Genomic DNA, 17487 nt, shown 5'->3' on the forward strand with positions numbered 1-17487 from the left:
GTCGCCGAGATCGGCGCGGCCTTCCTGTGCGCAGCCCTTGGCATGGAACCGAGCGAGCGGGAAGATCATGCCGCCTATCTGGCAAGCTGGCTCACCGTGCTGCGCGGCGACAAGCGCGCCATCTTTCAGGCGGCAACCGCAGCGCAGGCGGCGAGCGACTTCATCCTTGCCGCTGCCGAGGCCGCCCCGGCGCAGCGCGCGGCCTGAGCATCGAGGGCGGCATCGCCGCCCTCCCCCATTCCCATCATCAGGACATATAGCATGGCCAAGCAGCCTCCCCAGATCAGCCTTGATTGGCGCGATGAAAATTACGGATCGGTCTGTGCCGTGACCGCCTTCCGCAACTATGCCGGCACCCATGACTGGAGCGACCTCGTGCGTCGGCGCTTCCGGGGATGCGTGAAGCGGGCAGGCTTCGAGTTCCATTTCGGACGATGCTCATACATCGCGCGCAAGGGAGAGCGAGCGGAGCGCCAACGCGCGCTATGCGATGAACTTGCGAAAGCTGGCTTCCAGATCATCCATGGCGACGCGCGCCCCGTCGAGTGACGGGGCGCTGTCCAACTCTCAATGCAAAGATCGTCAGTGCGCGTCCGAAAAATCGCGGGGCGGCCTTGCGGCCGCCCTGATACGAAGGGCTGCAAGCAGCGTCCTATAAAGAAAAGGGCGAAACAAGGTCTGCCCTGTCTTCCATGCCGTCAGCTTCCATATGGTTCTCTATTTCTACAGCATAGCGTTCCATATAGTCTTCGGGCACTCGCGCTCCTGCTTCAGATAGTAAAAAGCTGGTAATATGGTGGATCGTCGCCGCCTGGGAATCCGCTGACATGAAGCCGTTGAAATATGTGGCCAGGGTCGCAAAAATCACGTCAACCGCATCGTTTCGCGCGAGGCTGGCTTTGCGCGTAACTGCGCCCTTGATGACCAAGCGAGTCATGTAAACGCAGTAGGCGAGCGTATGCCGATAGAGGAAATGGTTGAGGAGGTGACGGCCTTTTGGCCATCGCAGCTTATCTGGGTGGGCGGCGAATGAAATCTCAGTGAGATGCGCAACCAGATCGAAAAATTTGGCGGCGGTTTCGGCCTTCCATGGCTCCTTACGTCGCAGCCGCTGCAATTCTACCTCTGTAAACACCGCACAGAACTCAGCGATGGAGAGATGCATGTCCTCGGCCTTGGCCAACATCGCGGCCATATGGTCATTTGCCCATTTCCCGCGTTGCAGAAGCTGTCGCTGGGCGATGATATCGCCCTTGGCCGCGTTATCTAGTACCCGCGAGAAGTCCGAAATTGCCTTGGTTTCGCTCTTTTCGACAAGCCGATCCGCGATGCCCGCTGAGCAAGGATCGACTTTAGCCGCAGCCCTCGTCCCCTTTAAGGCCAGTATCTGTTTTGGATAATAGCGCAGCACAGACCAAGACGCTTGGATCGATATTAGCGTGTCGCCCTGAAAGGCCTCCATCGCCGCATAGTCGGTCAGAACCGCCTTGTTATTGGGGGACATTGATAGAAACGCACGCAACTCATCACTTTGCATCCGATTGCTGTCGATAACGATCCGCATGCCTCTGGCACTCATGCCGCATTACCAATCAAGCCGGGGTCCGGCTCCCTCCCCGCTTCTCCCAGCGCGACATTGACTTCACCATTGCTGTCCTCAAGCAAGCACACGAACGCGAGATTTCGGCTCTGCGTGATGATCCGGTGAGCGCTGAGAAGATTCATGATCTTTTGCCCCCACTGTTGCAGATCCAGGAAATGATTTTGCACCGGGCTGTTCGTTTTCAGCAGTTTCTTGAGATGGCCCCGGTGCAGCACATCACCGCATTTACCCCAAACTCCAGCCACCTCACCCTTTGTCATGTAAGCCGCACCATCATACTCAGCCATGTGCCAACCATATTCGGTTTTTTCCGGCTTCATTGGCACAGGGTAAAAGTCATCGTGCATCTTCTCTAGCTCGGCGAATATTTGACCGGGAGCGAATGCCTTACGGAGATCAGGCTTAGCCTTTGCGACCAAATCGCCATGAGCAACGAGACATGACAGTCCAATAATCTCGCACAGCATACGTATCTGCAGGATGCCATATTCATGCACCAATGGAGAAGGAATGCCTCGCTGGTCGCCAGTCAGGGCATTGATACTCATGGCGCGCTCTTTCGCTTCCACCATCAATCGCTGATAGACGCCAAGCATCGCCATTTCATCGGCGGTTGCCATTATCTTGTCGTTTCCCCCGATGCCATATTCCGCCCCATGTTTGCGGCACACTGGGTAACATTTCACCGGCACTCTGGACATAGGCGTCATTTGGTCTGGCCCCGCAGCCCTTCCCCCGGAAGGCCATTGAGGCGGGGAACACCAAGGGCTGCTGCCCTTTCGTTCCCGAACAAAAATAGACCGCCCGTGTAGTCCGCCAACCCAGGTGCCCGACGCCCTGCGGGCGTCGACCTGACTAGGCGGCCCGCCCGCGCCAGCGGTCGATTTTTGCCCTCCCTCCCCATCCCGCTCCTCGCCGGAGAGGCAGAGCCGCATGCCGCAGGCAGCGGCTTGCAGCCGGAAAGGAGTAGGCAATGAGTTACACACGATATGGGGGCGATCCCTATTGGAAGCGCGCGAAAGCCGATGGGCTGGGCGTGGGCGGCACCCCCTACAAGAAGGGGGAACGGGTGTTCTTCTATCCCCGCACCGGCGCTATCTATGCCGGAGACGCGGCGCAGCGCGCATCAGCCGAGTTCGATGAACTGGCGACCTTGGAGGGCTGACCCTCCCCTTCCCCACCAAGACATAGATTTTCAGGAGATCACATCATGGCTATCATCGACATCAAGCTGTCGCAGCTTCGCCTTTCCCCGCTCAATGCGCGCCGGGTGAAGCCTTCCGCGATCGAGTCCATGGCCGACGATATTACCGCGCACGGCATGTTGCAGAACCTCGTCGCCTATGAGGAAGATGAACTGTTCTGGGTGTTCGCAGGCGGGCGGCGCTATCGTGCCCTCAAAGTGATGGTGAAGCGCAAGAGGATCACCAACAACGATCTTTTCCCCGTCGAGGTGCGGACCAAGGAGGAGGCGATTGAACTGTCACTTGCCGAAAATAGTGCGCGTGAGAATATGCACCCTGCTGACAGTATCCGCGCCTTTGCGTCGCTGCGCGATGTCGGCTTGTCCGCGTCCGAGATCGCAGGCCGGTTCGGTTATGCGGAAAGCTATGTCTCCAAGATGCTGCGGCTTTCCGCGCTCAATCCAAAGCTGATCGATATCCTCGCCAAAGACCAGCTTACCCTTGAGGCAGCAAAGGCGCTCACCCTTTCCGACGATCACGCCGAGCAGCTTCGCGTTTTCAAAGCGTCGAACGGCCAAGCCCACAGCATCCGTTCCATGCTGACGCAGGAGAAATTGACGACCCAGAGCGGCGCGTTTCTGTTCATCGGTCGCGATGCCTATGCCGATCAGGGCGGCACCATCACCCCCGACCTGTTTTCGCAGGGAGATGGCGGATATGCCGATCAGCCGGAGATCGTGCAGGAACTGGCCCAAGCCAAGCTGGACGGCATTGCAGATGAATATCGGGCTATTGGCTGGCTGGAAGTGACGGCCACATTCGACCAGCCCTATGACCTCTACAACAAGGGTTATCTCTATCCCGCCGAGCGCGAACCCAGCGAGATGGAAGCGGCGCGGATGGCGGAACTGGACGCCCAGATCGAGGCAATAGCGGAAGAGGAAGGCGAGGATAGCGACAGGATCGAGCCGTTGGCCGAGGAACGGGAAACCATTGTGGAGGGGTTGCGCTCCTACAATGCCGATCAGAAGGCCGTCGGTGGTGTGGCGCTGTGGATTTCTCGCGACGGGTCCGTGTCCGAACGCATCTATCGGGCGAAGGCGGAAAAGTCGGTGAAAGCGACCGGCGGGGCAAACGGCCCTGCCCCTCTCTATCCCAATAGCCTGTTTGCCGATATGACCCGGATCAAGACGCAGATCGTGCAGGAGGCGGTTGCCGCCAACCCATCGCTGGCGCTGGACATTCTGCTGGACTCCCTATCGGGTCAGTTGCTCCATGGTGCCTACAGCTTCCGGCAGGCGCTGGAATTGAAGGCCGAGGCCGTCAAGACCGATGTCCCTGACGAAATGATGGTGACGAGCGATGTTCGTCCTGTCGAAGAGGTGATGGCGACACGCTTTGCGGCGCTGCCGACCGAGGGCCGGTTTGAGGCGATCCGCGCTATGGCCCCCGACGACAAGATGTCATTGTTGGCGGGATTGGTCGCGATGATGGTGGACGGCACCGTGTTTTCGGGCGGTTGCCCTTCGGACCGGCATCATCAGTTCGAGCAGATCGCCAAAGCATCGCAGGTTGATATCTCGGATCGTTGGTCGGCCCCCATCGCAGTGTTCGACCGCATGAAGCGCGCCTCGCTCATTACCCTTCTGCGTGATGAAGTGGGCGAAGCCAGTGCGGATAACTGCGCGACCATCAAGAAGAAGTCGGACCTCGCCGTCAATGTATCGGGCCGTCTGCCCGGCAAGTGGTTGCCCGAACCGATGCGGATCGGCGCATTTGATAAGCCGGAATCGGACGAGGATGAGGCCGGCGACGATCTAGAGAATATCGACACCGACGAGGACGCAGACGAATTGGCGTGAATGGCTGGGGGCGGCGCAAGCCGTCCCCGCTCTGCTGGTCGCTGCCCGGCGCGATGCCCCCGTTGCGGGCATCGCGCTGCGCCGCTGATCGCGGCGCTGGCGCCGCGCTCCCAAGGTCGCGCGGCGCCTGTCAGCCTGCGGCTGCGGAAGAATCATCACTGCGTCCAGAAGTGCCGGGGTGCCGATAGCTGTCGAGATGGGTCAGCCTGTAGCGATTGTGGACCGGGTGCGCGGTGCCCGCGCCCGACCCGCCAGGCCATGCCGGGGCACTATCGACATGGACAAGACCATTGGCAGCCAGCAGGGAAATCCCCGCCCGCACGCTTTCCCGCGCGATGCCGGTCCTCTCCACGATCTTATCGTAGCTGATGCTGGCATAATTGCTGTCATTGTCCCGGAACGCTGCGAACAGGAAATAGAGCTTCATCGCGAACAGCTCATTCTTGTTGCGCAGCGTGAAGTGCTGAAATGCCGCCACGACGCCGCCGCTATACAGGCCGCGGGCAGGGAACTTCGTCCAACCAGCGGCCGGGTTATAGTTGGCGATCCCCAACGTCCCCTTCCCTTCCGAGCCGCGCGTAATCAGCCCCCGCTCTTCCAAGATGGTGAGCGCGGCCGATACCGACGCCTTGCTGATGCCTGCCTTCGCCGCCAGCTCGATATAGGACAGTTTGGCGATGCCGGTGTCGGTTTCGGCATGATGGGCGATAATGGCCAGCACCATCAGCGCAGCGGTCTCATGTCCGCCCCGCTGATCCTTCCAACGGAAGGCTTTCAACTCATCGTTCATGATCCAGGCCGTGGGCAGCTTGGCCCATGGTTGCATTTTAGGGCCTGCCCAAGGCGGAGCCATTACTTATCCCGTCCCTTGGCAAGTGTGAGAACGGCGTGAACCGTGAAAAACGCGAGTGCGAGAATCCCGACACTCAGAAGGGCGATGACATGCGCGAGTGGGATGGTGGGCAAAAGGGCGAGCAAATCGGAAATGGAAGACACGGCGAAAACTCCAACTCAGGACCAAAATCGGTCGACGCTGCAAAAAAAAGCATCTCACCGCATTGTTATCTAGAGACAGTTTTGCGCCGTTCCCTACTGATTTGCTCAATAAATGGCGGTGTTCCGGGAATTTTCAAGCCATATTTGAGGCTTTGGGAAGAACCATTTCAGTTCATAAAGGCCGCTTCGTGAACTGAAACTCACTCGTGCGGCCGATGTCAGTTGCCATGATAGGGTTCGCAAGCGATCCCGTCATCATCTCCGTCCATACCAGATCGATAGCCTGGCTCGCCACGATAGATTGGCGCGGTGCCCGCCGCCCGAGCGGCATCGCACCCAGACCAGTAATCGCCAGCTTGCGGTGTGCGAGCGCGAGCCATGCCGGCGCTGACGGCAATGGAATGTGCAGCCGACACTATTTGTTGCCTTCCACCGGGGCTGGCCGCGATTGATCCCAAACCAGCGAAGGCCCCCAGCACGGCAGCCGCTCCCAGCAGCTTCGCTTCTAGCGAAATGGGCTTCGGGTCTGATCGGCGCGCCTTGGCATGGCGACGCCCATTGCGCGAGACATGATCGAAGGAAGACCGGCGAGACATCGTGTCACCGTAACGATGCCCGGTTAAAGGCTGGTTGCCCTAGCGCCTGTCTCTATCCGCGCTCGCACCTATTGGCTCTTGCCACCATCCATCGCAATTGTGTTCCCTTTTCGTTCTCGCTGACGCTATAAGCCTCCGCCGAGAAGGGAATCATCATGCTGCTGCCGCCGATGCAGCCGGTCCCGATCGCGGCGGTATCATCGGGGCTTCGGCTTCGGATCATCGGCGCGGCGGGAGCCGGCTTTCCAAGCCCCGCCCAGGATTGGGCAGATGACGCTATCAGCCTGATAGAATTGCTGCGGCTCGATCGCGCCGCCAGCTTCGTGTTCCGCATCAGCGGGTCGAGCATGATCGACGCAGGGCTGCACGATAATGACGTGGTGGTGGTCGACCGGGACGTCACGCCGAGCAACGGTCATATCGTCATCGCCATTGTCGAAGGGGGCTTCGTTGTCCGGCAGCTTGCCGTCAGGCAGGGTGTTCCCTTTCTGGAAGCGCGCAATTCTCGGATGTCCTACGCGGCGACGGTCGCCGATGATGCCGTCGAGGTATGGGGCGTGGTGCGGGCCAGTGTGCGGGATTACCAACGGTGACTCCGCCATGAGCTGGGCCATCGTGGACGTGTCGAATTTCTATGTCAGCGCCGAAAGGCTTTTCGATCCGCGCCTGCGGAATGTGCCGCTGATCGTCCTGTCCAATAATGATGGATGCGCTATCTCGCGCAGCGAGGAAGCTAAGGCCCTGCACATCAAGATGGGCGATCCGATCTTCAAAATCCGCGATACCATCAAGCGGCACGGCATCCAGCTTCGCAGCAGCAATTATGAACTCTACGCCGACCTGAACCGGCGCTTCAATGCCGTAATCGCCGAGCATAGCGATGTGGTCGAAGTGTATTCGATCGATGAGAGCTTCTTTCGGCTTCCGGTCCTGGCCAACGGTCTAGGGAATGTTCGCGGTGCCCATCAGGTTCGCTCTGCCATTCTGCGCTGTGTCGGTTTGCCGACACGGATCGGCCTGGGGCCGACACGCACGCTGTCGAAGGTCGCCAATGCTCTCGCCAAAGCGACCGAGAAAATCTGGGGCGGCGTGGTCGATCTTCATGACCAAGCCCTTCGCGATCGGCTGTTTCGCGAATGGCCTGTCGGTGAGGTCTGGGGCGTGGGCAAGGCGTTGGCTGGTCGGCTGAGACCGCTGGGCGTCCATACGACAGCAGACTTGGCCGCCCTCCCCCCAACTGTCGCACGCGATGTCGGGACCGTCGTGCTGGAACGGTTGGTGCGCGAACTGAACGGTATCGAGTGTGATGATTTTCACCCCGAACCGGAGGCCCTGAAGGGGACCGCCGTGACCCGTTCCTTCGGGGAGCCAGTGACCGACCTATCTTCCCTGCGCGAGGCGATGTCGCGCCGTGCTTGGCGCGCGGCCGAGAAGATCCGTGCTCAGCAGCTCGTCGCAACCCGAATGATAGCCTTCGCTCACGGCTCGCGGTTTAAGGCCAACTCTCCATCGGCATCGCGATCGGCGCGACTGTCGCCGGCGACCAACGATCCGCGCGTCATCGTCGCTTTCGCCAATCGCATGGCCGAGGCGATGTTCGAGAATGGCCGAGCATATACGAAATGTGGTGTCTTGCTGGAGGAGTTGTGCGCGGACGGCGCATCGCAGGGCGATCTATTCGCCGTTCCTGACCCGCGTGCGCCGTGGCTTCTGGCGGCCCTTGACGGGATCAACGCGCGCTTCGGCCGAGACACTATCGGCTTGGCGGCGCAGGGGATCGGTGCGCGACAATTTGATACCAAGCGTAGCCAGAAAAGCCCGGCGTGGACCACGCGATTGGCGGAGATACCGATCGCGCGGTAGCAGTCCCAATGAGGTATTACATTGGAAGTTGGACGCCGTTGGCGTTTGATGGGGCATGGGATGCATTCTGGCTGGCCAGGTACTTTGCCATAATCTCTTCATGATGCCGTTTACTGCTCTCCAAATGGCGGGCAGTCGTATATTCCGGGTCCGGTGCATGGGCCGCATTCAGCGTGGCGGATCGGCGAAGACTGTCAGCCAGCTCCAAAGCCCTTAGTCCCAGCCCAATAAGTTGGGCGCGTACCTCAGCGGCACCACCATCGGGTGGATCGAAATCATAGAGATAGCTGATCTTCGAGTGCATCGCTTCAACGGCGACACGAAAAGCAAAAGCGTCCTCGGTGAGGCGAATGCCTACACGCTTCCATTCAATCTCGCTGGGAAATGCTGGCAAATCCGGAAGCGATCCATAATCAGTTCCGGCATGGCCTCCAGAAGAAATATGGGCTTCAATCTCACCCAACCTGTACGAGCATTCACCGGCATATTGTTCGAAAAACAATGCAGCATAAAGAACAGAGAATTTTGACTCTCGTGCCATTGTCCATCGATCTCTAAGCCAGATCGCTCCCTGCGTCGCAGCGGATGTGACTACTGCCGTGACGAAAATCGTGAGAAATGCCATATCCATTCCTCTATCTCAGATTGTGAAAGGCCCAAATAGCGATCATAGCAGCCGCTTCAGACGCTGCGCTTCCGCCATAAGATCTCTGTCTCTGCCAAAATCGACTGCTGCGCGATCAAGATGTGATCGAATGGTGCTTCGTTGATCGGGCGAAAGCACTGCGCCATGTTCAATGGCATCAGACAGCCCCTTAAATAAGATCATGAAAGGATGGATAGTCACGCGACCCTTTTCGCGCTCAATTGCTATTGCATCGGATAATGCCTGGATGGCCTCCTTCAACTCAGCGGGAGAAATGTTGCCAAGTAAACGAGATTTGCCGAAAATGACCCTTCCAATGGTCGTCATGGTAAATTGGTGACGGCGTTCGATGGTTTTTGCGAACCGCGCATGTTGTACAGCAAGTTCAGCTTCTGATCGTTGGATAGCTCGATCTTCCGTATTGGTAGCAAGATCGAGACGATATTGAGCGATTTGATGCCAATATCGAGAATTCCAATCCCACTCCTCTTTCGTTTCAGAGTATAGAAGGCCAGCACCTTCGATACCAAGAAATGGCTTGACGACTTCATCAAAATCAAAAAGCCGAGATGCGATGCGAGCGCAAGGTTCGCCATCGATGATTGCGCGAACGCTGACACGAGGTCTGATAGCGTGTGCCAAGCGAAGAAAGATAGCGAGCATCCTCTCCGGCTGCTGATTGGCGAATCTGCCCAAAATAGTGTCTGAGAATGCTTCGTTGAGCGGTGTTACATATTCATTGTCTGAAATTTCAGAGACTTTAAGTGGTAGGGCGCCATCGTCGTCCGCCTGCAAATCAACCTGATACTCAGGGAATTGCGCACTGATAATGTCATATTCGACCCCGGTGCGGAAGCAATGAGAGGCAAGCGCGGCGAAGACATAACATTCGACGTCTCGGGGGGCATCTCGCAGAGATCTATCAACGATTGCGGATAGTGGCTCAAAATTATTCAGGATTCGACAGCAAGCAATGGCGATAAGCTCTTTATCTAAAGGAAATTCATTCAGATCTTTGGTTGGCAGAGAAGAAAGTCCATAATTCTTATAAGCGGTAAGAAGGGGTTCTTTAAGTTTTTCTATCGCGCCAATATAGTCACAAGAAACATTTGAATCACCAGCGATGCGCTTGATATGTGAAAGCCTGTAGGTCCGCTCTGCTCCTATAATTACGACCTTTTTTGAACGGAGGCCTTGCTTTAGCGCCATTATTTCATTGATGTGATCTGCTAAGTTATCGATAAATAGATATATGTCTCCATTAAGGGCGCCAAGCACTTGTAGGGCGCTAGAGACGCGAATGCGGCCTACGGCTCTCATCCAAAGGCAGGTGGAGTTCGACTGAGCAATATTCCAAGCAACACGCTTTAGGAGTGTAGTCTTGCCTGCGCCTGCGCCGCCGCTGATAATGGGAATGGAGGTTCCAAAGGACTTCGAGATTTTTGCAACAAGCGCAGCCCCCTCGTCGCGAGCGATGTCTCGGCCATTCTGGATATCCAGCCATGTGGGCTGATGGCCATAAGCAAAGTTCGTACCTCCATCAGTGCCAGTTAGCCCATCAACAGGAACCCTTTCGAAGTCTGAATGAAACTCAGCGAGGGCTTTCGGCTCCACATTGAGATCGACCACGTCACCCAGATTGTCTCTCATTGCATCGTCGACAGAGGGCCTGACTGGGAAACGCTCATTGAGTTCGTTCAGAAACGCCAGTGAATCGCCCTTGAAAAGCGTCATCTTATAGTCTTCACAATCAGCTTCCGTTCCCGCGTCAGGAAACAGTTCCACTAATACTGAAGGAGGGCGATCGGTTCGCGCCATGACGTCAAACCGATCCGCCATGAAATATGTAATGTCAGGCTCTTCGAGGGAACTACCTAATACAATGAATGGTTCGGTTCTAATTAGCGAAGCCAATACCCGCGCCCAAAGGTTGTGACTGTTAATAGAGGTCATGTATTCTTTTATATCAAATATGTATCCGTCATCAGGACGTCTCGCCCACCCGTGCAAATGAATAATTGGAGTGGTGCGAAGATCGCGGATACTTTCATAAGCATCGTTATAATTAAACGCGGTATAACCCTGAACCGGGAGGGCTTGTTTGTCGTATGCCGCTTCAAGGGCGTCATCCACATTGAGCGTAAAGATGCGTTTCCACCGAAATTTTGCGATTGCTTGGACTGTTGGCCCTGGCGTGCAGCCGCTAAATCTCTGCGTAATTAACTTGTCAGTTTCGTCGGCGGTCATGGTTCGGCAGAGACGATTTAGGGATGAGCCTTTTCTTACGCGCGGCAGGGCATCTTGGAGTAAGGACTGAAGCGTTCCCGCTGAGGGGCAATTTTCGCCTTTCACACCGCTGAGAGAATCAAGGCTGACGCCCGCTCCAATCAGCAAATTATAATGACCGGCCTTCAATGCCCCGCCGATCAGCTCCCATTCCGTATCGTTCACCTATAGCTCCCCTTCGCAATTTGCTGACGCTAACAGGCCAGCGCGAGAATTGGGAGGCTGTCCGTTAGAGGATCGTTCAACGGACACCCATCGTCGGTGTTCTCGAACGTCGTGTAAACGCTCACGCTGAGTGGCGGCGTTGTGATCGCGATGTTTGTCAGTTGCCGGCACCGATGACGAGGCAATCGCGGGCGGCCTCGACGACGTCCGTCGTCACATTGCCGATCCGGTTGATCGTCATGATGCGCTGCATCTGTGCGAACAGGCGCTCCATGAGGCGGAAGTTGCCGCGGGTGATCCGGATGGCGGCCGCTTGCGCTTCGACGGCGTCGAGCTTCTCCTGATCGAAAACAACCCCGAAGTCCCCCGCGTGCTTGGCGAGCAGCATTCGCATCTCCGCTTCGGAGAGGGCCTTGAACTCGTGGACGAAGCCGATGCGCGAGTAGAGCTGGGCGTAACGGGCGAGGCGCTTTTCGAGTCCCGGCATTCCCATGAGCACCAACCCGAACCCGTGATCGTCGGACATGTGGCGCAGGTGTTCGAGCGATTTGATGGTCAGCCGGTCAGCTTCATCGACGATGACGAGCGGACAGGCGGTGCGGATAGCCCGGTAGACAATCTCCTCCGGCGATCCCAAGGCGAGCGTCAACCGTGCTGCCCCCAGTTTAGCGAGGGGTGTGCCCAGACCGCTGTCGAGCGTTCGGGGGGGGTTGCTGACATATGCGGTGTAGAAAACGGCCTTGCAGCCCGCGACCTCCTCGGCCAGCTTCGGCGACAAGACATTGCAGACTCCATACCCCGACAGGTCGGGAAACCTGGCGAACTCGGACGCCGACCGGGTTTTGCCTACTCCCGGTCGGCCATGACACACGCCGATATACCGGTAGTGCGAGCAGGCTTGCGCGAACTCGACGAAGCGGGCGTGCTCACGCGTTTCGAGAAACGGCTGAGGGGGTGGCCGTTCAATCGTCAGCGGCGTAGAGCCGGAGCCCTCGCTTGGAACGGGGCTCGGTAGCCGGATTCTCTTGGTTGCCATCGCAATCACCTCTTGTCTCGGGCGCCGCACCGCGGTCACGTTCCCTGACGCGCCGCCGCTCCCGTTGGATCGAGGCCAGCGACGGGTTGGCGGCATGCTGCGGGCTCAGCGCTCGGCAGACGAAGGCGCCCTCGTGGTAGACGTGGATCTCCGTCAGATCGCGTGGGTCATAAAGAGCCTCGACCTGCTCCCCCACGAACGCGGCCAGGGTGGGTTCGACGTATCGTCGCCCCATGAGCCGGATGCCGTCGCGCAGGACCTTGCGAGACTTGGGCACATGGACGAGCAGCATGTCGAGCTGTTCGAGGCTGTCCGGCATGGCGGGCAGGAACCCGCCTTTCTGCCAGCGCGTGATCGGCGGCTCCCCGGTGCCGCCATGCGGACGGCGATGATAGACGTCGCATATGAACGCCTCGAAACGGTCGCGCAGCTCGTCGAGCGAGAGTGCCGGTGCCGACAGCGGCTTGCCCGCAATCAGGTGTCCGGGCAGATCGGGCAGGAACATGTCGTTGATCGTACGGAACACCCGCTCGATCTTGCCGCGCCCACGGGGACGGCCTGGCAGGGAATGGATGAGACGGATTTTCAGCGCAATGCACGCCTGCTCGATATGCTCGGAGATGAAATCCGAGCCGTTATCGACGTAGAGCTGTTCGGGAATGCCGCTGACGATCCACTCAGGGTTCGGCTTGCGCCAGATCGCCTGTCGCAAGGCCAGCGCTGTGTTGAGGGCGCTTGGTGCATTGAGGCTGAGGAAGTAGCCAGGGATTGCCCGGCTGTGATCATCGAGAACGACGGTCAGCCAAGGGCGCACCGGCGTGCAGTCGTCATCGAGGGCGAGGACATCGAGCACGGTATGATCCGCCTGCCACATCTCGTTCGAGGCCGCGGCTTCACGCCGATGCACCAGCTCATGCTCGTCGCGGTACGCGGCCGGATCGGATGCGACCGCAATTTCGCTTGCCGGTATTGCCTTAACGATACGCGCGACCGCCGAATAGCTCGGTGCCCCGCACCCTTCCGCCACCGCAAGTTTCTGCACCTTTCGGTGAATAGCCGCGACCGGGGGACGCGGGCGCTTGATAGCGAGATCGCGGGTAAGCGCGACCAGATGCTCCGGCAGGTGCAGCCTGCCCCGGTCGGCGCGCGGGAGTCGGTGGAGGCCTGCAAGACCTTCGGCTCGGTAGCGCCCGAGCCACCGCTGCAGTGTCCGTTCGCTAACCGTGCCGGCGCGGGCGAGGTCCGCGAGCGGGATACCGTCGATCAGGTGCGGTTCGAGGGCGCGATAACGCTCGATCGCCAGCGGCGAAACGAGCGCCGGGTGCGTCACCCGCGGTGCATACCGCAAGTTAGGAAAACGGAGGATTGTTTGCCCATGACGCTGCCACACCCGCTGACATTGCGAAACTGGATGATCCGGGGTAAATCTACTCGGTAAAGAAAACTAGGGCAACATAATCCTGAGTATGACGGCTTTCCTTCCAAATCGCGTGCAATCCGCCACGCTCCGGACACTGGCATGAGGATCGGCTACGCGCGCGTCTCCACTGCCGAGCAGAACCTCGATCTCCAACGCGATGCGCTGAAGGCAGCCGGGTGCGAGAAGGTCATCACCGACAAGGCATCCGGCACGGTCGCAGCTAGGCCAGGGCTGGAGAAACTGAAGGAGCAGCTTCGCGCCGGCGACACGCTGGTGGTGTGGCGGCTCGATCGGCTCGGTCGATCGCTGCGCGACCTGATCGGGTGGATGACATACCTCGAGGACGAGAAGGTCGGGCTCCTCAGCCTCCACGAAGCGATCGACACCACCACCACGTCGGGGAAGCTCACCTTTCATCTATTCGGGGCGCTGGCCGAGTTCGAGCGCAACCTGATCCAGGAGCGTACCCAAGCCGGGCTAACCGCAGCACGGGCGCGGGGCAAAAAGGGCGGGAGGCCGACGGCGCTCGGCAAGGACAAGCGCGAGCTCGCCGTTAGGCTCTATCACGAGAACCAGATGCCGATCGCCAAGATTTGCACGATGCTCGGCATCTCCAAACCGACGCTCTACGCCTATGTCCGGGCCGACGAGGCTGCTGAGAAGGCAGCTTGAGGTTGGCCAGAAACGCCCAGAAGCCGTCATTCGCTCTAGTGCCACCGCTCTCGCTTGTTCACCTGGGTATAGGGGGCGGCGACACGGGCGATCCAGGCAGGACTAAACCGGAACCAGGCCGCTCTAGACGGACGATGCGGACCTTGCGGAAGTGCGAGAGTGCCTCATCGCAAGCTGGTTTGTTAGCACACCAAGCAAACATATTTAGCCTGAGCCGATGTCTGTCGTCGACCTGTACGTGAGCAACGACCTTGAACGGTTTTGGCCCGTGCTCTGGTTGCTCAGACACATGACTATACCGACCGACGAGAGACGGTCTGCCAGCGATCATCTCTTCCGATATACTACAATGTGCGCTCCCAGCAGCACATGTAGGAGGGCCACTATATAAGCCGAAATCCGTGCTGATGGTGGCGTCGGTCGATAGCCACTCCTCAACCTTACTGTCGATACCTTGAACCCATCGGCGCTTGAACTTAACCGGAAGAACAAGCTCGTAGTCATAGACAATCTGCGTCCCGCCTTCTGAGTGGCTTTGTGGGTCCGTCATGTCGCAGGCCGTAGCGGCATGAAGAGCGGCGATTGCTAGGGCTTGGCGGGCTCGCCGCTGAAGTGGCTGCAAACTCATCGGGCGAGATGACTCCGGCTTTCCGTTCGGGTGCTGGACAAAGCATACCCGACGTCCGCTTCCCACCACCTTCAGGCAAAAGGCTGCCCGGCGGGAGCCGCCCGACAGGTGACGGCACCGTGGATGCTACCAATCGACGCGTTCATCATCTCCACCGAACGAGGCTGGAAGACGAGCATAGTGCGGCAGCGAATCTACAACAGGCATCACGGCGTCTGCGCAGTGGATATGCAGTTGAGGAACCACCATTCCTTCCGGCAAAAGATATGCATTAAGGCTTCGCAGACCGGCGTCTGTTACTTCAGTGAAAAGTGGGGTGTCAACGGGCGGCGAAGATTCCGCAAAAGTGGGCATCTAAAATTCCCTAGTTTGGCGGGACGGTCTGTGTCGGTGATCAGCCGTGATGGAGATCTGGCTTTTCCTTTGCTGGCGGTCGGCCGCGCCGTTTCGGCAAGGGCGGTGGGTTGATGGATGGAGTTGCGCGCGCATGCTCAGGCAGCAGGTCGGCGTGCTGTCGCATACGATAGCTCGAGCCCTCGATCTGGATGACAACGGCATGGTGAAGGAGGCGGTCCAACAAGGCCGTCGCCACCACAGGATCGCCAAAGACCTCGCCCCATTCGGCAAAGCCGCGGTTGGATGTGAGGATCATGGCGCCCTTTTCGTATCGGGCGTTGACGAGCTGGAAGAACAGGTTGCCGCCGCCCGGCGTGACAGGGAGATATCCGATCTCGTCGACGACGAGCAAGGAGGAGCGGCACAGGAAGCGGATCCTTTCGCGCAACGTGCCCTCGCGTTCAGCCTTGGCCAGCGCAGCGATCAGATCGGCAAGCGGGATGAAGTAGACGCTTTTGCCCGCCTTCACCGCCTCGACGGCGAGGGCGGTGGCGATATGGCTTTTCCCGGTGCCCGGCGGCCCCAGCAGATGCACGACCTCGGCCCGGTTGATGAAGTCCAGGCCGGCGAGCGCCAGGATCCGGTTGCGGTCGAGCGATGGCTGGAAGGAGAAGTCATATCCGTCCAGCGTCTTGATGATCGGCAGCCTGGCCATGCGCAGGGCTGCCTTGATCCTGCGGTTCTCCCGCAACGACAGTTCTTCGTTTAGCAATATGTCGATCGCCTCGACGCCATCGATCTTGCCCTGCTCGATCCCGCGCAGGGTGGCGTCGAGCATTTCCAGGGCGCGCGGCATTTTGAGATGGACCAGACTGCGGCGGATATTATCGACGCGGGACGCGGCTCCCCCATGGTTCATGGCCGTTCTCCCCGCGCCAGTTGGCTGCCGATCGCCTGATAGATAGCAAGGGAGCGCACGGCGACATGCTCGCCGATACGGCCAATGGTGATTGCATCCTTTGCGTGGTGACGACGCTTAGCGCCGCTGCCACCTGTCCGATGCGCAGGATCGATCCTGTACTGCCGGCGCCCCTCCAGGACAGGATGCTCGGCAATGACATTGCCCAGGTCGATGATCCGGATCTTGTCAGGCAGTTGCTGGATTTCGACGACGCGCCGGGAGCGGTCGGGGACGCTGTAATAGTTGCCGCCGACAGAGACCATTCCATCGTGGCTGACCCGGCGCTCCAGCTTCAGAACCGCGTCGAAGCGCCCCGCCGGGAGCAACTGCAACTCAGGCTGCTCGGCGGCAAAGGCGTGGGCGATGATCCGCTGCGTCGTGCCGTGGACACGGACGTTAGCGACGGTATCGAGCCAGTCGATAAGCTGGACATTGAGATCTTCCAGATTGCGGAAGCTCCGCCCGAGGAAGAAGTCTTTGCGGATGTAGCTGAACGGCCGCTCGACCTTTCCCTTGGTCTTGGCCCGATAGGGGCGACAGGCGCGCGGAACGAAGCGATAATGCCCCGCCAGAGCCAGCAATGATCGATTGTAGATGATGTGCCCCTGATCGTCTTCCCCGGTCACGGCGGTTTTCATGCGATCGTAGAGGATCTCGATCGGGACGCCTCCGATCGCTTCAAAGGCCTGCATATGGCAGCGCAACAGGGTTTGGAGATCCTGGTGCATGACATAGCGCGCGAACAGGAAGCGCGAATGCCCCAGCACCAGGCTGAACAGCCAGACAATCCGGCTGATGCCGGGTTCATCGGTAAAATCGACGACGAACCGGGCGAAGTCGACCTGCGCCTGCACGCCAGGCGGCGTCTCGAACCGAACCTCGAAGGGCTTGGGGCCATTTTCTGGTCGGATCGCTGCCAGGAACCGCTTCACAGCGGTATAGGCGCCCATATAGCCCAGCTCACGGATTTCACGCGTCAGGCGCGCCGCCGTCAGATCGGGAAAGGCCGTAACCCGCTCACGCAGAAATTCCAGATAGGGCGCCAGCTTGTTCGGCCGCCCCAATGCGCGTGGGCCATAGACCGGGGCTTCGACGCCCCGTTCAATATATTTGCGGATGGTCTTGGGATCGCGACCAGTGCGTCGGGCGATGGCGGATATCGATACGCCCTGCCGATGTAGCTCGAGGATCATCATCAATTCTCCAAGTCGGATCATCGGCCCCGTCTCCGCG

18 protein-coding genes are annotated in these 17487 nt (G+C 58.9%); 8 read left to right on the forward strand and 10 right to left on the reverse strand.

All coding sequences use genetic code 11. The features are described 5' to 3' along the window. Together YP76_RS28320 and YP76_RS17610 are read left to right on the forward strand one after the other, a co-directional pair. On the forward strand, positions 1-207 hold a 207-nt coding region (locus YP76_RS28320), incomplete at its 5' end, for a zincin-like metallopeptidase domain-containing protein (RefSeq protein WP_046764941.1). A 54-nt stretch (positions 208-261) separates the two neighbouring features. Further along, entirely contained in the window at positions 262-549 is a 288-nt protein-coding gene (locus tag YP76_RS17610) for a hypothetical protein (RefSeq protein ID WP_046764942.1), read from the forward strand. A 103-nt stretch (positions 550-652) separates the two neighbouring features. Here YP76_RS17610 and YP76_RS17615 read toward each other — a convergent pair whose 3' ends face one another. Together YP76_RS17615 and YP76_RS17620 are read right to left on the reverse strand one after the other, a co-directional pair. Then, on the reverse strand, positions 653-1564 hold the full coding sequence (locus YP76_RS17615; RefSeq protein ID WP_157035810.1) for a hypothetical protein: 912 nt from the start codon (positions 1562-1564) through the stop codon (positions 653-655). A gap of 11 nt (positions 1565-1575) precedes the next feature. After that, a complete protein-coding gene (locus YP76_RS17620) occupies positions 1576-2223 on the reverse strand; it encodes a hypothetical protein (protein ID WP_046764944.1) in 648 nt (215 codons plus the stop codon). Positions 2224-2576: 353 nt separating this feature from the next. Between YP76_RS17620 and YP76_RS17625 the strand changes: the two genes are divergently transcribed. Together YP76_RS17625 and YP76_RS17630 are read left to right on the forward strand one after the other, a co-directional pair. Then, positions 2577-2768: a hypothetical protein gene (locus tag YP76_RS17625; protein ID WP_046764945.1), complete on the forward strand. Its 192-nt coding sequence runs from the start codon at positions 2577-2579 to the stop codon at positions 2766-2768. 45 nt (positions 2769-2813) lie between these two features. Continuing rightward, a complete protein-coding gene (locus YP76_RS17630; RefSeq protein WP_046764946.1) occupies positions 2814-4649 on the forward strand; it encodes a ParB/RepB/Spo0J family partition protein in 1836 nt (611 codons plus the stop codon). Positions 4650-4779: 130 nt separating this feature from the next. Here YP76_RS17630 and YP76_RS17635 read toward each other — a convergent pair whose 3' ends face one another. Next, positions 4780-5439 (reverse strand): helix-turn-helix domain-containing protein, encoded by a 660-nt coding sequence (locus YP76_RS17635; RefSeq protein ID WP_198147523.1) that lies wholly within the window; start codon positions 5437-5439, stop codon positions 4780-4782. 98 nt (positions 5440-5537) lie between these two features. Here YP76_RS17635 and YP76_RS27865 point away from each other — a divergent pair, with 98 nt between their 5' ends. Beyond that, positions 5538-5837 carry a hypothetical protein gene (locus YP76_RS27865; RefSeq protein ID WP_157035811.1) on the forward strand — a complete coding sequence of 100 codons (300 nt, stop codon included), beginning with the start codon at positions 5538-5540 and terminating at the stop codon, positions 5835-5837. A 26-nt stretch (positions 5838-5863) separates the two neighbouring features. On the opposite strand, the gene YP76_RS29165 is transcribed toward YP76_RS27865, so the two are convergent. Beyond that, positions 5864-6241 (reverse strand): excalibur calcium-binding domain-containing protein, encoded by a 378-nt coding sequence (locus YP76_RS29165; protein WP_084733239.1) that lies wholly within the window; start codon positions 6239-6241, stop codon positions 5864-5866. Between the two features lie 155 nt (positions 6242-6396). Here YP76_RS29165 and YP76_RS17645 point away from each other — a divergent pair, with 155 nt between their 5' ends. Together YP76_RS17645 and YP76_RS17650 are read left to right on the forward strand one after the other, a co-directional pair. Beyond that, positions 6397-6834, forward strand: a complete 438-nt coding sequence (locus tag YP76_RS17645; RefSeq protein ID WP_046764949.1) for a LexA family protein — start codon at positions 6397-6399, stop codon at positions 6832-6834. Between the two features lie 7 nt (positions 6835-6841). Beyond that, entirely contained in the window at positions 6842-8104 is a 1263-nt protein-coding gene (locus YP76_RS17650; RefSeq protein ID WP_084733240.1) for a Y-family DNA polymerase, read from the forward strand. A 16-nt stretch (positions 8105-8120) separates the two neighbouring features. Here the strand turns inward: YP76_RS17650 and YP76_RS17655 are convergent, their stop codons facing one another. From YP76_RS17655 to YP76_RS17670, 4 genes are all read right to left on the reverse strand, one after another. Next, positions 8121-8735, reverse strand: coding sequence for a hypothetical protein (locus YP76_RS17655; protein WP_046764950.1), 615 nt, complete (start codon positions 8733-8735; stop codon positions 8121-8123). A gap of 36 nt (positions 8736-8771) precedes the next feature. Next, positions 8772-11201, reverse strand: coding sequence for a P-loop NTPase (locus tag YP76_RS17660; RefSeq protein ID WP_157035813.1), 2430 nt, complete (start codon positions 11199-11201; stop codon positions 8772-8774). Positions 11202-11358: 157 nt separating this feature from the next. Further along, the gene (locus YP76_RS17665; RefSeq protein ID WP_046764952.1) at positions 11359-12237 is read right to left on the reverse strand and encodes an AAA family ATPase; all 879 of its coding nucleotides are present in this window, start codon (positions 12235-12237) and stop codon (positions 11359-11361) included. After that, positions 12164-13567 (reverse strand): Mu transposase C-terminal domain-containing protein, encoded by a 1404-nt coding sequence (locus YP76_RS17670; RefSeq protein WP_046764994.1) that lies wholly within the window; start codon positions 13565-13567, stop codon positions 12164-12166. Before YP76_RS17670 ends, YP76_RS17665 begins: the two co-directional genes overlap by 74 nt. A 189-nt stretch (positions 13568-13756) precedes the next feature. Between YP76_RS17670 and YP76_RS17675 the strand changes: the two genes are divergently transcribed. Continuing rightward, on the forward strand, positions 13757-14329 hold the full coding sequence (locus YP76_RS17675; protein WP_046764953.1) for a recombinase family protein: 573 nt from the start codon (positions 13757-13759) through the stop codon (positions 14327-14329). A 1022-nt stretch (positions 14330-15351) separates the two neighbouring features. Here the strand turns inward: YP76_RS17675 and istB are convergent. Together istB and istA are read right to left on the reverse strand one after the other, a co-directional pair. Continuing rightward, positions 15352-16212 (reverse strand): IS21-like element helper ATPase IstB, encoded by an 861-nt coding sequence (istB, locus tag YP76_RS17680; protein WP_046764954.1) that lies wholly within the window; start codon positions 16210-16212, stop codon positions 15352-15354. Continuing rightward, on the reverse strand, positions 16209-17471 hold the full coding sequence (gene istA, locus YP76_RS17685; RefSeq protein WP_046764955.1) for an IS21 family transposase: 1263 nt from the start codon (positions 17469-17471) through the stop codon (positions 16209-16211). The genes istB and istA overlap by 4 nt, the downstream gene beginning before the upstream one ends. Between the last annotated feature and the right edge of the window lie 16 nt (positions 17472-17487).

It is taken from the genome of Sphingobium chungbukense, assembly GCF_001005725.1.
In the GTDB taxonomy this organism is placed as follows: domain Bacteria; phylum Pseudomonadota; class Alphaproteobacteria; order Sphingomonadales; family Sphingomonadaceae; genus Sphingobium; species Sphingobium chungbukense.

Bases quoted from the DNA above. Each gene is read 5' to 3' on its own strand.
- YP76_RS17645 (WP_046764949.1), top strand. From the start codon at position 6,397: ATGCTGCTGCCGCCGATGCAGCCGGTCCCGATCGCGGCGGTATCATCG.
- YP76_RS17665 (WP_046764952.1), bottom strand. From the start codon at position 12,237: ATGGCAACCAAGAGAATCCGGCTACCGAGCCCCGTTCCAAGCGAGGGC.
- YP76_RS17615 (WP_157035810.1), bottom strand. From the start codon at position 1,564: ATGCGGATCGTTATCGACAGCAATCGGATGCAAAGTGATGAGTTGCGT.
- YP76_RS17630 (WP_046764946.1), top strand. From the start codon at position 2,814: ATGGCTATCATCGACATCAAGCTGTCGCAGCTTCGCCTTTCCCCGCTC.
- YP76_RS17635 (WP_198147523.1), bottom strand. From the start codon at position 5,439: ATGAACGATGAGTTGAAAGCCTTCCGTTGGAAGGATCAGCGGGGCGGA.
- YP76_RS17625 (WP_046764945.1), top strand. From the start codon at position 2,577: ATGAGTTACACACGATATGGGGGCGATCCCTATTGGAAGCGCGCGAAA.
- istB (WP_046764954.1), bottom strand. From the start codon at position 16,212: ATGAACCATGGGGGAGCCGCGTCCCGCGTCGATAATATCCGCCGCAGT.
- istA (WP_046764955.1), bottom strand. From the start codon at position 17,471: ATGATCCGACTTGGAGAATTGATGATGATCCTCGAGCTACATCGGCAG.
- YP76_RS17620 (WP_046764944.1), bottom strand. From the start codon at position 2,223: ATGGCAACCGCCGATGAAATGGCGATGCTTGGCGTCTATCAGCGATTG.
- YP76_RS17650 (WP_084733240.1), top strand. From the start codon at position 6,842: ATGAGCTGGGCCATCGTGGACGTGTCGAATTTCTATGTCAGCGCCGAA.
- YP76_RS17610 (WP_046764942.1), top strand. From the start codon at position 262: ATGGCCAAGCAGCCTCCCCAGATCAGCCTTGATTGGCGCGATGAAAAT.
- YP76_RS17655 (WP_046764950.1), bottom strand. From the start codon at position 8,735: ATGGATATGGCATTTCTCACGATTTTCGTCACGGCAGTAGTCACATCC.
- YP76_RS17675 (WP_046764953.1), top strand. From the start codon at position 13,757: ATGAGGATCGGCTACGCGCGCGTCTCCACTGCCGAGCAGAACCTCGAT.
- YP76_RS29165 (WP_084733239.1), bottom strand. From the start codon at position 6,241: ATGTCTCGCCGGTCTTCCTTCGATCATGTCTCGCGCAATGGGCGTCGC.